This is a genomic window from Flavobacterium frigidum (assembly GCF_048286735.1).
In the GTDB taxonomy this organism is placed as follows: Bacteria; Bacteroidota; Bacteroidia; order Flavobacteriales; family Flavobacteriaceae; genus Flavobacterium.
On sequence record NZ_JBLVPU010000016.1, the window covers coordinates 44,432 to 59,175 of the forward strand.

General features: G+C 34.9%; 12 protein-coding genes. 11 read left to right on the forward strand and 1 reads right to left on the reverse strand.

The genetic code is table 11. From position 1 onward, the window contains the following. Positions 1-171: 171 nt before the first annotated feature. The 11 genes from ACNQGO_RS10525 (at position 172) to ACNQGO_RS10575 (ending at position 13,909) form a co-directional block, all read left to right on the forward strand. The gene (locus ACNQGO_RS10525; RefSeq protein WP_417985232.1) at positions 172-2,949 is read left to right on the forward strand and encodes a TonB-dependent receptor domain-containing protein; all 2,778 of its coding nucleotides are present in this window, start codon (positions 172-174) and stop codon (positions 2,947-2,949) included. A gap of 26 nt (positions 2,950-2,975) precedes the next feature. Beyond that, complete coding sequence (locus tag ACNQGO_RS10530; RefSeq protein WP_417968496.1) at positions 2,976-4,559, forward strand: SGNH/GDSL hydrolase family protein; 1,584 nt, start codon at positions 2,976-2,978, stop codon at positions 4,557-4,559. A 260-nt stretch (positions 4,560-4,819) separates the two neighbouring features. Continuing rightward, a complete protein-coding gene (gene atpD / locus ACNQGO_RS10535) occupies positions 4,820-6,331 on the forward strand; it encodes a F0F1 ATP synthase subunit beta (protein ID WP_417968498.1) in 1,512 nt (503 codons plus the stop codon). An 80-nt stretch (positions 6,332-6,411) separates the two neighbouring features. After that, complete coding sequence (locus tag ACNQGO_RS10540; RefSeq protein WP_417985233.1) at positions 6,412-6,693, forward strand: FoF1 ATP synthase subunit delta/epsilon; 282 nt, start codon at positions 6,412-6,414, stop codon at positions 6,691-6,693. A gap of 223 nt (positions 6,694-6,916) precedes the next feature. Continuing rightward, a complete protein-coding gene (locus ACNQGO_RS10545; RefSeq protein ID WP_417985234.1) occupies positions 6,917-8,053 on the forward strand; it encodes an aminotransferase class I/II-fold pyridoxal phosphate-dependent enzyme in 1,137 nt (378 codons plus the stop codon). A 321-nt stretch (positions 8,054-8,374) separates the two neighbouring features. Then, the gene (locus ACNQGO_RS10550) at positions 8,375-9,250 is read left to right on the forward strand and encodes a TraB/GumN family protein (RefSeq protein ID WP_417985235.1); all 876 of its coding nucleotides are present in this window, start codon (positions 8,375-8,377) and stop codon (positions 9,248-9,250) included. Positions 9,251-9,254: 4 nt separating this feature from the next. Then, the gene (locus ACNQGO_RS10555; RefSeq protein ID WP_309757597.1) at positions 9,255-9,758 is read left to right on the forward strand and encodes an RNA polymerase sigma factor; all 504 of its coding nucleotides are present in this window, start codon (positions 9,255-9,257) and stop codon (positions 9,756-9,758) included. Next, positions 9,748-10,359, forward strand: a complete 612-nt coding sequence (locus ACNQGO_RS10560) for a hypothetical protein (RefSeq protein WP_417947865.1) — start codon at positions 9,748-9,750, stop codon at positions 10,357-10,359. The genes ACNQGO_RS10555 and ACNQGO_RS10560 overlap by 11 nt, the downstream gene beginning before the upstream one ends. A gap of 92 nt (positions 10,360-10,451) precedes the next feature. Then, positions 10,452-11,069: a dethiobiotin synthase gene (bioD, locus tag ACNQGO_RS10565; protein WP_417985236.1), complete on the forward strand. Its 618-nt coding sequence runs from the start codon at positions 10,452-10,454 to the stop codon at positions 11,067-11,069. Positions 11,070-11,071: 2 nt separating this feature from the next. Next, positions 11,072-12,376, forward strand: coding sequence for an adenosylmethionine--8-amino-7-oxononanoate transaminase (gene bioA, locus ACNQGO_RS10570; RefSeq protein ID WP_417985237.1), 1,305 nt, complete (start codon positions 11,072-11,074; stop codon positions 12,374-12,376). A gap of 378 nt (positions 12,377-12,754) precedes the next feature. Beyond that, entirely contained in the window at positions 12,755-13,909 is a 1,155-nt protein-coding gene (locus ACNQGO_RS10575; RefSeq protein WP_417985238.1) for a beta-ketoacyl synthase N-terminal-like domain-containing protein, read from the forward strand. On the opposite strand, the gene ACNQGO_RS10580 is transcribed toward ACNQGO_RS10575, so the two are convergent. Further along, positions 13,895-14,365: a regulatory protein RecX gene (locus ACNQGO_RS10580; protein WP_417947324.1), complete on the reverse strand. Its 471-nt coding sequence runs from the start codon at positions 14,363-14,365 to the stop codon at positions 13,895-13,897. The genes ACNQGO_RS10575 and ACNQGO_RS10580 overlap by 15 nt on opposite strands. Positions 14,366-14,744 lie beyond the last annotated feature (379 nt).

Genomic DNA, 14,744 nt, shown 5'->3' on the forward strand with positions numbered 1-14,744 from the left:
AATGATATTCTGTTGTTATTACATAATTTTTAACATATAATTTTAAAAAATCAATAGTGAATAAGTTTAAATGGCGCAAATTAACTGCTAAATATGAAATTTTAAAGGTCCTTTTTTATTAATATCAAAAATATTTGTAATTTGGCCACATAAACCAACAAATTATAACCAATGAGAGTGTATTTACTTTTTTTGACATTGTTTTTTTGCAGCTTGACTTTTGCACAAAACTCAATTTCAGGTATTGTTACAGACAGTAACAACCAACCTATTCCTGGAGCCAACATTAAAATCATTGGTGATTCCGCTGGTACTACTACTGATGTAGATGGTTCTTTTATTTTGAAATCTTCTAGAAAGCCACCGTACACTATTGAGGTTACAAGTGTAGGTTTTGCATCTCAGAGAGTAGCTGTTTCTTCTCTTAATCAAAAAATCTCAGTTAAACTGGTAGATGAAGAGAATAAATTAGATGAAATTGTAGTTTCTGCGTCAAGAACTCCTGAAAGAGTTTTAGAGTCTCCAGTAACTATTGAAAGAATGGGTATTGCCGAAATTAAGAAAACGGCTTCACCTTCTTTCTATGATGGATTAGAAAACATGAAAGAAGTACAAATGAATACGTCAAGTATGTCATTTAAATCAATTAATACACGTGGATTTGCATCTGTTGCCAACACTCGTTTTATGCAGTTGGTAGATGGAATGGATAACTCCTCTCCGTTATTGAACTTCGTATTAGGAAACTTAATAGGGTTATCTGAAGTTGATGTTCAAAGTGTGGAATTGCTTCCCGGAGCATCTTCTGCTTTATATGGGGCAAATGCATTTAATGGAATTTTATTTATGACCAGTAAAAGTCCATTTACAAGCCAAGGTATTACGGGATATGCAAAATTTGGACAAACTTCCCAAAAAGCAGCCGGTACAAATGATTACATTGATTATGGAGTACGTATGGCCAAAGCATTTAATAAATATGTTGCAGGTAAAGTGAATTTCACTTACATGAGAGGAACAGAGTGGCATGCAGTAAATTATGATGATAAAACGGTAGCAGGTAGAGATAGATCTCATTATGGATATGACGGAATCAATGTATATGGTGACGAAGTGTCAACAGTTATTGGCGCACCTACTTTACCAAGTGATAAAATATCAAGAACAGGTTATAATGAGGTAGATTTAACTGATAATAGAGTTTCAAATACAAAAATTGACCTTTCATTACATGTTCGCCCTTTCGGTGACGAAAGATTAGAAGTAATTGTTCAAAGTAAATTTGGTTACGGAAATACAGTATATCAAGGTGCAAACCGTTATTATTTGAATAACTTTTTTATGCAGCAACATAAAATTGAATTCAAAGGGAAAAACTTCTTTGTTAGAGGATATACTACAACTGAAGATGGTGGACAATCGTATGACATGTTGTTTACAGGTATCAATATAAATAGAAAGTGGAAGTCTGATCGCCAATGGTTTACAGATTATGGTACTACATTTGCCAATTCTACACTTGGAGGTATGTTACCAGCAGATGCACACATAGCCGCTAGAGCAAGAGCAGATCAGGGTAGATTCTTGCCAGGTACTCCTGAGTTTAGAAATGCTTTTAGTCAAGTAACTAACGAAGCAAGTGTGTTAACAGGTTCTAAATTAGTTGACAATTCAAGAATTTATCATTCTGATGCGAATTATAATTTTAAAGATTTAATTAAATTTGCTGAAATTCAGGTAGGTGGATCATACAGAGAATATCAGTTAAATTCGTTTGGTCGTATTTATACCGATACTAATGGTCCAATCAATTATAATGAATACGGTGCTTATACACAAATAATGAAAAAATTAATGGATGATCGCCTAAAATTTACTGGATCCATTCGTTACGACAAAGCACAAAATTTTGATGGAAATTATTCTCCAAGACTTTCTGTTGTGTATTCTGGTGGTCAGAACAAAAATCATAACTTTAGAGGGTCGTTCCAAACAGGTTTTAGAAACCCTTCTACACAGGATCAGTACATAGGATTTAATGTAGGAAGTGCCATTTTATTAGGTTCAGCACCTGATAACCTGACTCGTTTTACAGAGACATTACCTATTACAGGAGCGGCTGTATCTACAGTGGGGTCAACGACTACCATCAATGGATTGAACGCTTACAATAATTCGTATACTGCTGCTTCTGTTGTAGCTTTTAGTTCATCTGGCAATGCAACATTGTTAAGAAAAACAACTGCTGGATTAGTAAAACCTGAAGAGGTTAAGGCTTTTGAACTTGGCTACCGTTCTTTTATCAACAAAACATCTATTGATATTAACGGATACTATAACATTTATAATAATTTCATAGGAAACTTAAATGTTTTGGCTCCATTATATGGTACTGCTCAAGATTCACCTAATCCTACAGCTGCAGATTTAACAGTTTTTCCTACTGATCAAGGTGCTCAAACTGTACATGCTATACGAACAGGAAATACAAGAGCATTTCAATTATACACTAATACCCCTTTAGAAATTAAATCGCTAGGTTTCGGTCTTGGATTATCAAGAAAAGTGTATAAGGATTTTGAAATTGGTGCTAATTATAATTTTGCAGAGTTTGGTTTTGATCAATCTAAAGATCCGAGTTTTGAAGCGGGTTTCAACACGCCAAAACATCGTGTGAAAGCGTCTATTGGAAACGAAAAGTTATTTCCAAATTTTGGATTTAATGTTAGCGGAAGATGGAATAGCGAATACTTATGGCAGTCTTCTTTTGCAGATGGTACAATAGCATCAGCAACAGTTATAGATGCCCAGTTAAATTACAATATTCCTTCTTTGAAGTCAACATTAAAAGTCGGAGCATCAAACATTGGAGGTAAAGAATATGGTCAAGTATTAGGAGCTGGTTTAATTGGTCAACAATATTTTGCATCTTGGACTATCAATCCGTAATTCAATAAATTTAAATTTAAAAAACAATGATAAAAAATTTTAAATGGTTACTATTTGCTTCGCTAGCATTTGTAGCATGTAATAATGATGATGAAGTTGTTGTAGAGGCAAATTCATCTGACGGTAAGCCTTTGACTTCTGGCACAGCAAATTTCTCAAAATACGTTGCGTTAGGAAATTCTTTAACAGCTGGTTTCAGTGATAATGCACTTTTTATAAAAGGTCAAGAAGGTTCTTATACAAATGTTATGGCTCAACAATTTAAACTTGTTGGTGGAGGAGAGTTTAAAATTCCTTTTATGGCTGATAATATTGGTGGATTGTTATTTGGAGGGCAAACGAATCCGGCTTTTGGCTCAAGATTGTACCTACTTCTTCGTCAACCTCCATTAAGGCCTGTTCCTATGAATGTTCCGGGTAATCCATCAACAGAAGTTTTTAATCCTGCAATTGCTGCTGCTGGTCCTTACAATAACACAGGAGTTCCTGGCGCAAAAAGTTTTCATTTATTGTCACCTACTTATGGCAGTGCTGCTGGACTAGCCGCTGGTACAGCAAATCCATACTATGTTCGCTTTGCTCCTAACGGGTCTACATCTGTGTTGGCTTATGCAATGAGTCAAACGCCTACCTTTTTCTCTTTATGGATAGGGAATAACGATGTTTTAGGATATGCGACATCAGGTGGTGATGGTTCAAACCCTATTACTCCTGTAACTGGTGCTCCAGGTGTTGGTTTTGATGGTACGTACACTGCACTAGTAAATACATTAACTTCCGCTGGGGCAAAAGGTGTTGTTGCAAACATACCTTACGTTACTTCCATTCCTTTTTTCAAAACCGTTCCTCACAATCCGTTGTCAATTAGTGTTTTAGGCGGAGGAGATGTTGCGATTGGTACAGCTACTGTCAATGCGTTGAATGCTCAATTATATGGACCGCTTAAACAAGCACTAACTGCTTTTGGTGCGGGAGATAGAATTAATTTATTATCAACTACAGTTTCAAATCCATTACTTATGAAAGATGAAACTTTAACTAATTTGTCAGCTCAACTTACTGCGGCTTTTACACCTTCATTAGGTGCTCAGACTGCAGCTTTTTATGGCAATGTTTTTGGGCAGGCACGTCAGGCAAATTCATCTGATTTAGTTCTTTTGACTACTCAGTCAGCAATTGGTACAGCGCCTATAGCACTCAATTCAGGAATTGGTATTGCACCACCTGCTCCTTTGAATAAATTTGGTATTACATATCCTTTGCAAGATAAATATATTTTAATTCCAACTGAAGTTGCCGAATTAAAAACAGCTACCGATTCTTATAATACAATTATAAAATCTTTGGCAGATACAAAAGGTCTGGCGTTTGTTGATGCTAATGCTTTTTTACGACAAATAGATTCTGGAGGAATTAATGCGAATGGTTTTAATGTGACTTCGGCTTTTGTAACTGGAGGTGGATTCTCTTTAGATGGAGTTCATCCTTCACCAAGGGGCTATGCTTTAATAGCCAATAAATTTATTGAAGCAATTAATCTTAAATACGGTTCAAATATTAAAGGTGTTGATTTAAGTAAATACCGTATTTTATTTCCAGAAGTATTATAGATTATAATTAGTAATCATACTTTAAAGACCACTTACGCTTTGTAAGTGGTCTTTCTTTTTATTGAGAATAATAGGGGACTTTTTTATTTTGCTTAGTTGTTTAAGGACAATTTACTAAAAAAATCCTTTTTTTTGTAAAAAAATAATTGATTTTATATTTTAAAAAATTATCTTTGCGCTCTGAAAAAAGCATTTAATCGATACGTTTCGATTGGTATAATTTCATAAACCTAAATAGCTATTTAATAAACACATAAGTAATGTCAAAAGTAATAGGAAAAGTTGCCCAGATCATTGGACCAGTAGTTGATGTCGTTTTCAACGGTAAGGATGTTGAACTTCCAAAAATTTATGATTCGTTAGAAATCACAAAAAAAGATGGTACTTTATTAGTGCTTGAAGTACAGTCTCACATTGGTGAAAACACGGTACGTACCATTTCGATGGACTCAACAGATGGTTTGAGTAGAGGTTATGAAGTAGTTGGAACAGGGAATCCTATCCAAATGCCAATTGGCGCCGATGTTTACGGTCGTTTATTCAATGTAATTGGAGATGCAATTGACGGTTTAGGTAATTTACCAAAAACAGGAGAAAACGGAATGTCTATTCACAGACAAGCGCCAAAATTCGAAGACCTTTCAACTTCATCTGAAGTTTTATTTACAGGTATTAAAGTAATTGATTTAATTGAGCCTTACTCAAAAGGGGGTAAAATTGGATTGTTCGGTGGTGCTGGTGTTGGTAAAACAGTATTGATTCAAGAGTTGATCAACAATATTGCAAAAGGTCACGGTGGACTTTCAGTATTCGCAGGAGTAGGAGAAAGAACACGTGAAGGGAATGACTTACTTCGTGAGATGTTAGAGTCAGGAATTATAAAATACGGGGATGAATTCATGCACTCTATGGAAAATGGAGGATGGGATTTATCTAAAGTAGATATGCCAGGAATGAGAGAGTCTAAAGCTACTTTCGTTTTCGGACAAATGAATGAGCCTCCAGGAGCTCGTGCTCGTGTAGCACTTTCTGGATTGTCTATCGCTGAATATTTCCGTGATGGAGCAGGAACTGATCAAGGGAAAGATGTATTGTTCTTCGTGGATAATATCTTCCGTTTTACACAAGCAGGTTCTGAAGTTTCGGCACTTTTAGGTCGTATGCCATCTGCGGTAGGATATCAACCAACATTGGCAACTGAAATGGGTGCGATGCAAGAGCGTATCACTTCTACAAACAAAGGGTCTATTACATCTGTACAAGCGGTTTACGTACCTGCGGATGATTTAACAGATCCGGCTCCGGCTACAACTTTTGCTCACCTTGATGCTACTACTGTATTGTCTCGTAAAATTGCTGAGTTAGGTATTTATCCTGCAGTGGATCCATTGGATTCAACTTCAAGAATCCTTACTCCTCAAATTTTAGGTAATGAGCACTATGACTGTGCACAAAGAGTAAAAGAAATTTTACAAAAGTACAAACAACTACAAGATATTATCGCAATTCTTGGTATGGAAGAATTATCTGAAGAAGATAAACTATCTGTTTCAAGAGCGCGTCGTGTGCAACGTTTCTTATCTCAACCTTTTCACGTTGCGGAGCAATTTACAGGATTAAAAGGGGTGTTAGTTGATATCAAAGATACTATCAAAGGATTTAACATGATTATTGACGGTGAATTAGATCACTTGCCAGAATCAGCTTTTAACCTTAAAGGTACTATCGAAGAAGCTATCGAAGCTGGAGAAAAAATGTTAGCGGAAGCTTAAAATTAGTTTAAAAGTTTAAAGTTTAAGGTTCACTCGTAACTTTAAACTTTTAAACTTTAAACTTTAAACTAAAAAGAAATATGTTATTAGAAATAGTATCACCAGAGGCAAAATTATTTTCGGCAGAAGTGACTTCGGTTACACTACCAGGAGTTGATGGAAGCTTTCAGATTTTGAATAATCACGCTCCAATTGTCTCTATTTTAGGAAAAGGTGTTGTGAAAATTACAGCTTCTACTTTTGCCTTGGCCAAGGAAGTATCTGTGAAATTTACGAAGCTAGATGAACAAAATTATACGATAGCTATCCAGTCTGGAACAATTGAGATGAAAGATAATAAAGTAATTGTGCTAGTTGACTAAAACAATTCAGAATATAAATAGAGCCTAACGTAATTGTTAGGCTTTTTTTTTGGAGCTGTCCCGCTTTTCAATACTAGCTCTTAAAGGAAACACTTTTTTGTTATTACCGCCACGAGCTTCCTTCTGTCGCTGTGCCACTTCTACAAAAAATAGTGTTTCCTTTTGCGAGGCTTACCATTTCAATCTGGGCTAAATTCATCCAACTTTAGTATTTTTGTTGCCTATGAAACAATTTCCATCTTCTCTGTCCGCTAAATTGGAGAGTCGAAAGCAAAATAATGCTTTGCGACAATTGTCTTTGCCAAGTAAAATGACTGATTTTGCTTCTAACGATTACTTAGGTTTTTCGAAAAACGAAGGTATTTTTGATGAAGTACATCAATTATTATTGAATAGAAAAATCAAAATAAACGGAGCAACCGGTTCCCGATTATTATCTGGTAACCATAAGTTGTATCAAGAAACAGAAGACTTTATTGCCAGTTTCCACCAATCAGAAACCGCGTTAATTTTCAATTCTGGTTACGATGCTAACGTTGGTTTTTTTGGATCAGTCCCACAAAAAGGAGATTTGATTTTATACGATGAATTGTGTCATGCATCTATTCGGGACGGAATCCAGCTCTCAAAAGAGAAAGCCTACAAGTTTAATCATAATGATTTTGAAGATTTAGAAAAGCTGATTTTACGGAATCCAGATACCACTATTTATATTGTCACTGAATCTGTTTTTTCAATGGATGGTGATTGTCCAAATCTAGAAGAATTAATTTTGGTTTCAAATAAACACCAGTGTTATCTTGTTGTTGATGAAGCGCATGCTTTGGGTGTTTTTGGATCAACAGGCGAAGGATTCGTTCAAATGCTTGGATTGCAAGATCACGTTTTTGCTCGAATTATGACTTTCGGGAAAGGATTGGGATGTCATGGTGCTGCGATTTTAGGATCGATTGAATTGAGGGATTATTTAATAAATTTTGCCCGAAGTTTTATTTATACCACTGGGCTTTCGCCTCATTCTGTTGCCACGATTTTGGTTGCGTATTTCAACTTAGAAAAACAGAAAAACAATATAGAAATACTGCGAGAAAACATCATTTGTTTCAATCAGAAAAAAAATTTGCTGGGATTAAAACCACTTTTTGTCCGCAGCAAATCCGCCATACAATCCGCCATCATTCCCGGAAATGAAAAAGTAAAAGCGATAGCAACCCAATTGCAGGAAAATGGATTTGATGTAAAAGCCATTCTTTCGCCAACCGTGCCAGAGGGTCAGGAACGCTTGCGTTTTTGTTTGCATAGTTATAATTCGCCCGAAGAAATTTCGGCTGTTATGCATTGTATTCTCTCACTTCTTTAAAAAATTTTAATTTTTTTTGTAACGTTTTGCTTGTTTAATCACTTACGAGTGGTAATCAAATAAACAAAACCATTATGAAAACAAAAACCACAAATAAATTTAGCGAAAGAAATGATTTCGGACCTGTTATGATTTTTATCAGTTCAATTGGACTTAGCTACGCTATAGTAAACCAATATGTTTATGATAAACCAATTTTGGATAGGCTATTGATAATGTCTTGCTTCTTTATGGCAGGCGTGTTTTCTGTTTTAAGAACTAAATATACTAAATAATCTTAACGAGTTTCAATCATCTAAATCAATCAAAAATCAAATTATTATGAAAAAATTATTTAAATCAATTGCAGTAGTAGCAGTATTATTAATTTCAAGTGGAGTTTTTGCGCAAACAAAAAAATCAGTGTCAGACAATTCAAATGATAAATCTCTTTTGTGGGAAATTTCAGGAAATGGGTTGTCGAAATCCTCTTATTTATATGGCACCATTCACATGATTTGTGGGAATGATTATTTCCTATCTGATAAAACGAAAAAAGCATTTACTGCTTCTGATAATTTAGTCTTAGAGGTTAATTTATCAGATCCTAAGGAATTGAGTGCCGCTCAACAACTGGCATATGGAAAAGAACCATTAAGTAAAAAATTGAGCCCAGAACAATTGAATGTCCTTGATGCTTTATTACAAAAGCGAACAGGAATGACAGTCAAACAAGTTGACAAGTTTAGTTTAATGACAGTAATGAGTTTAATGACGATGAAATCTTTTGGGTGTGTTGATATTAAAAGTTATGAAATGGAATTTATTGCAATGGCCAAAGATTCTAATATAAATGTTACTGGATTTGAAACACTTCAAGCACAAATGGATTTCTTAAGCAAAGCTTATTCTGATGCGAAAATGATTACAATGTTACAGGAATCAAATGACGATACTACAAAAAAGTTAGTTCAAAATTACATTCAGGAAGACCTTCCAGAATTATATAAAGACATTACGGCTCCAAAGGTGATGAATGAAAACGCAAAAAAATGGATGTCAGAGGTTCGAAATACAAACTGGGCTGTGAAAATGCCAGATATGATGAAAGATAAAAGCACTTTTTTTGCAGTAGGAGCCGCACATTTATTGGGGGAACAGGGAGTAATAAACTTATTGAGAAAAGCGGGTTATACTGTAAAACCTATATTGAACTAATATTTTGAAGGCAAAAGAACAAGATTTTTTAACACGCATCGAAAAGCATAAAGGAATACTGTACAAGGTTTCCAAAATGTATATGGACAATCATGATGATCAACAGGATTTGTTTCAGGAGATTGTTTGTCAACTTTGGAAATCGTATGATTCGTTTAGAAATGAAAGCCAGTTTTCGACTTGGATGTATCGGGTGGCCATTAATACAGCTATCGTTTTTCTAAAGAAAGAAAAAAGGAAAGTTGATAAATACGAAATAGCATCTGAAAACATTAAAGAAGAAACTGATGATTCAGAAATTAAGGAGAGCCAAATAGAACATTTTTACAAAGCAGTTCAGAAATTAGAAAAAATAGATAAGGCTATCATTTTTTATCAACTGGAGGGTTTTTCGCATAAGGAAATAGGAGATAATTTAGGTATCTCTGAAGGGAATGCAAGAGTTAAATTAAACAGAGCAAAAGAAAAATTAAAAGAAATAATTAAAAATCAAGGATATGGACTTTAACGACATACAATCCGCTTGGAGCAACGATAATTCAGAAAACATTGTACTTCCTAATAATTTAGAAAAATTAAAATCGGCTAATATGCCTATTGATAAGGTTAGAAAAAATCTACGTTTTGAACTTATCATACAAACAATAGCAATGATATGCTTTGGGTTTATTCCAATGGGGCCTCGATTCCCAGCACCAATGATTGCACCGTATTATTTGATTTATGCAATCATGGTCGCTATTAGTATTTATTATTTAGGGAAATTACTTTTCTTTTATAATAGGTTAAATAAAAGTACTCTGAATACAAAAGATAGTTTATATGAAACTTATTTTGATATACGATTAAATATGGAGTTGTATAAAACATTTACTTTTTCACTTCTCCCTTTTTTTGTGCTATTTTTTGTTGGATATATATATCATAAAATTCCAAAATTTGCCGACCTTCTATCAGGTCAAATACAGCAAAATAAATTGTTTGTACCACTTCTAATTTTAATTTTCGCTATTATTCTTATAGGATTTGTAACAGAAATCTGGGTACAGTCGTTTTACGGGAAATATGCTAAGCAAATCAGAAAAGTATTGGACGAATTAAAAGAATAACTTAGAAAACAGCTTTAATTAGCTGTTTTTTTATTAGAAAAGGCTAAGAATTTTGCAAAAAACTTTGCGACCTTTGCGATTAAATATAAATCATGAAACTATTTATAACAGGAATTGGAACCGACGTAGGTAAAACCATTGCATCAGCTATCATTACAGAAGCTTTAGAAGCCGATTATTGGAAACCCATACAAGCGGGTGATTTAGAAAATTCTGACAGTCATAAAGTCAAACGATTTTTGTCTAATGAAAAAACAATAATTCATCCCAATAGCTATGCTTTGAATACACCTGCGAGTCCACATTTTGCTGCAGAACGTGATGGAATTACCATTGATTTAAGTAAAATTAGTGAGCCCGTAACCGATAATCATTTGGTCGTTGAAGGTGCGGGAGGTGTTTTCGTACCATTAAACACTACCGATTGTGTAATTGATCTGATTCAGCCCGATTATAAAGTAATTGTTGTTTCTCGGCATTATTTAGGAAGTATTAATCATACTCTGTTGACTATTGAAGCTTTGCAAAACAGAAAAATAGCAGTAGCAGGGATTGTTTTCTCCGGAGATGAAAACAAAGCTACAGAAGAAATAATTTTGATTAAAACGGGTTTAAAACGTATTGGAAGAATAGAACAAGAACCCTATTTTGATCAAAATGTAATTAAAGAATATGCTGATTTGTTTCGGGAACAACTATTGAATTTATAATTATGAGTAGCACAAACATTCCCCCTTCGGGGGTTAGGGGGCTTACAGAAAGAGACGGCCAATATCTTTGGCATCCGTATACCCAGCATAAAACTGCAGCGTTGCCAATTGCCATTAAAAAAGGTAAAGGAGCTTTGCTTTGGGATGAAAATAATAAAGAATACATTGATGCAATCGCTTCGTGGTGGGTTAATCCCTACGGACATTCGAATACATTTATCGCCGATGCCATTTACAAGCAACTGACAACATTAGAACATGTTTTGTTTGGTGGTTTTACACACGAGCCTGCAATTGAAATAGCCGAGAAGCTGATGGAGATTTTACCAAAAAACCAACAAAAAATATTCTTCTCTGATAATGGATCAACAGCTGTTGAAGTTGCGATTAAAGTCGCTTTGCAGTATTTCTTCAATAAAGGGCAAAAGAAAACGACAATAATTGCTTTCGAAAATGCTTTTCATGGAGACACTTTTGGAGCAATGGCAGCTAGTGGAATTTCCTTTTTTGTCGAAGCTTTTCAAGGTATGTTTATCGATATAGTTCGGATTCCCGTTCCAGTGAAAGGGCAGGAACAGGAAAGTTACGATGCTTTACAATCTATACTAAAAAATAACAATTGTGCGGGTTTTATTTATGAGCCCTTGGTTCAAGGAGCCGCTGGAATGGTGATGTACGAACTGGAATCATTAGATAAATTGATGCGAATTTGTAAAGAAAATGGCGTTCTAACTATTGCAGACGAGGTGATGACAGGCTTTGGAAAAACCGGAAAAATATTTGCTACAGATTATTTGGTAGAAAAACCAGACATGATGTGCTTGTCTAAAGCTTTAACCGGAGGAACTATTCCTATGGCGATTACGACTTTTACACAGGATTTATTCGATGCTTTTTATGATGACGATATCAATAAAGCTTTGTTTCATGGACACACCTTTACAGCAAATCCTACGGGTTGCGCGGCAGCATTAGCTAGTTTAGAATTGTTACAAACCAGTGAAATGCAAGCCAATATTGTTCGCGTTAATCATAGTCATTTGGAATTTGAAAAGCGCGTGAAAAACCATCCGAAAGTAGTGACAACCCGAGTTTTGGGAGTCATTTTTGCTTTAGAAATTAAAACCGAAAGTACGGCGACTTATTATGGAACACTACGCAACAAGCTCTATGATTTTTTTATCGAAAACGGAGTAATTTTGCGACCTGTCGGGAATATTGTTTATATTTTACCTCCTTATGTCATTACGGAACAACAGTTGCAGAAAGTATATCAGGTAGTCGAAGAAGCCCTTGAAATAGTTTAAATTTGTAGCTATTCCTGCTATTCGCTACAATCTTTATTGCCTCCTTAAAGAAAGGAGGCAATAAAGGATTTTCACTGCTATCAGGGCTAAAAAGGACCCCGTTTTCAATAAGATACTGCTGTGAAATCTAAAAATGTCTCGGACTTGTAAGTCAATATTAGAAATATAAAGTAGTCAAAGTAATCTAAAGTTCGCTATTCGGAGGTAAACCTTGCGCACTTTGCGAAAAACTTTGCGACCTTTATGGGTAAATAAAAAATTATTTCTCAAAGTCATAAAGTGAAAAATTAAGTTTCGCCAAGCTGATTTCTCTTTTTGAATTTTGTGAATCTCTGCGAAAATGCTCTGCGAATCTTTGCGTAATAAAATCCAAACATCTTGTCACAAATAATATCTATTACCGCACTTTCATCAATATCTCCATTAGGGAACAATCCTACTGTAATCTGGCAAAATTATCTCAATGATAAACATTATTTTGTTAAAGAAATAATAGATAATGCAGCAACATTTATAGCACCACTAAGTGTAGACGCTGTTGATGGAATAGAAGCGCTTAAAATGTCAGATACCAAATATAAATTCCTTGACAAATCGGTTCTTTATGCTATCGAAGTTTCCCGAAAAGCAGTTCAGCAGGCAGGTTGGTCTTCAAACGACGTTTTTGGAATCAACATGGGTTCCTCTCGTGGTGCAACAGATTTATTTGAAAAACACTATAAGGAGTATTTAAAAACTGGCAAAGCACAAACTTTGGCTTCTCCAACGACAACTTTGGGAAACATTTCTTCATGGGTTGCCCATGATTTGCAAAGTTCCGGCCCTGAAATCTCACATTCTATAACGTGTTCTACTGCTTTACATGCGGTTCTAAATGGCGTGGCGTGGCTCCGATCCGGAATGGCTGATAAGTTTTTGGTTGGTGGTAGTGAAGCGCCTTTAACGGATTTCACGATCGCTCAAATGCGAGCGCTTAAGATTTATTCTCGCAGCGAAGAGGCATATCCTAATCGTGCTTTCGATTTAAACAAAACACAAAGTACGATGATCTTAGGAGAAGGAGCAGGTGTTTGCTGTTTAGAAATCGGAAAAAAAGAAAATGCACTGGCGTTTATAGAGGGTATAGGGTATGCGACAGAAGTTCTGGAACATAACATTTCGATTTCAGCTGAAGCAACTTGCTTTCAAAAATCGATGAAAATGGCTTTAGCAAATACTGATTTGTCAGAAGTGGATGTTGTTGTCATGCATGCTCCTGGAACGATAAAAGGCGACGTTACAGAATATAAGGCAATTGAAAAAGTTTTTGGTGCAAGCCTACCTTTATTGACTACTAATAAGTGGAAAATTGGACACACTTTTGGTGCCTCCGGGATTTTAAGTATGGAACTCGCTATCCTAATGATGCAACACAATACGTTTATTGGAGTTCCTTTCGCGGAAGCACAAAAACAAACAAAACCAATTAGAAAAGTATTGATCAATGCAGTAGGTTTTGGAGGTAATGCGGTGAGTATTTTACTGTCGCTCTAGTTCTTTTGCCTTGTCATAAATCAAGTTGCTTTCAAACCCTTTTCGGAGTAAGTAATCACAGAATTTCTTTCGCTTTTTTTGAAGATTAGTTTCTTTGATGCTGTCCCAATTCCGTAGAGCTATTTTATCAAAAGTTTCTAAATACTCCTCATTTGAAATTTCTTTTAGTGCTAGATTGATGTTGTATTGGCCTATGTTACGGAATTTGAGTTCGTTTACAACTCTGATTTTCCCCCAAAATTTAATGCGATGCTTTCCTCTAGCAAAACTGCACGCAAAGCGGCTCTCGTTCAAGAAATTATCTTGTATGAGTTTGACAATAATGGTGTCAATTTCATCAGCATCCATTTTCATAGTTCGTAGTTTTTGAACCACTTCGTCATGGCACCGTTCCTGATAGGCGCAATAATGTTCTATTTTTTTTAAAGCCTCTTGTACAGAAAAAACATCTTTCATAATTAAGATTTTTAATGAAAGAGCAAAAATGCAACAATAGTACCTAATAACCTATTGGAGGAGTTTTTGTGAAAAGCAACATTGTCTGATTGACGATAGATAATAAAGGTTTGATTAGAGTATAAACTGTTGTTAAACACATTTTAATGACAGTGATTCAAATCCAAATTTGAGTGGTAAAATTATTCGTAAATCACGCTAAGATCAAAACAATTTTAAATCCTTTTAATGTTATTTATCAGTATTTTTTTATCAAAACTGAAAATTTATTATTTGGATAAAGCCAATGGCATAGAAATTTTTAATAAGTCATTCTGTATAGTGATTATTGTGTGCTTCATCGTTAAAAAAAGTAGTACATCGATTAATTTGTTTTTAA

Coding starts and splice junctions, on each gene's coding strand:
- ACNQGO_RS10545 (WP_417985234.1), top strand. CDS start 6,917: ATGAAACAATTTCCATCTTCTCTGTCCGCTAAATTGGAGAGTCGAAAG.
- ACNQGO_RS10525 (WP_417985232.1), top strand. CDS start 172: ATGAGAGTGTATTTACTTTTTTTGACATTGTTTTTTTGCAGCTTGACT.
- atpD (WP_417968498.1), top strand. CDS start 4,820: ATGTCAAAAGTAATAGGAAAAGTTGCCCAGATCATTGGACCAGTAGTT.
- ACNQGO_RS10530 (WP_417968496.1), top strand. CDS start 2,976: ATGATAAAAAATTTTAAATGGTTACTATTTGCTTCGCTAGCATTTGTA.
- bioD (WP_417985236.1), top strand. CDS start 10,452: ATGAAACTATTTATAACAGGAATTGGAACCGACGTAGGTAAAACCATT.
- ACNQGO_RS10560 (WP_417947865.1), top strand. CDS start 9,748: ATGGACTTTAACGACATACAATCCGCTTGGAGCAACGATAATTCAGAA.
- ACNQGO_RS10540 (WP_417985233.1), top strand. CDS start 6,412: ATGTTATTAGAAATAGTATCACCAGAGGCAAAATTATTTTCGGCAGAA.
- bioA (WP_417985237.1), top strand. CDS start 11,072: ATGAGTAGCACAAACATTCCCCCTTCGGGGGTTAGGGGGCTTACAGAA.
- ACNQGO_RS10550 (WP_417985235.1), top strand. CDS start 8,375: ATGAAAAAATTATTTAAATCAATTGCAGTAGTAGCAGTATTATTAATT.
- ACNQGO_RS10580 (WP_417947324.1), bottom strand. CDS start 14,365: ATGAAAGATGTTTTTTCTGTACAAGAGGCTTTAAAAAAAATAGAACAT.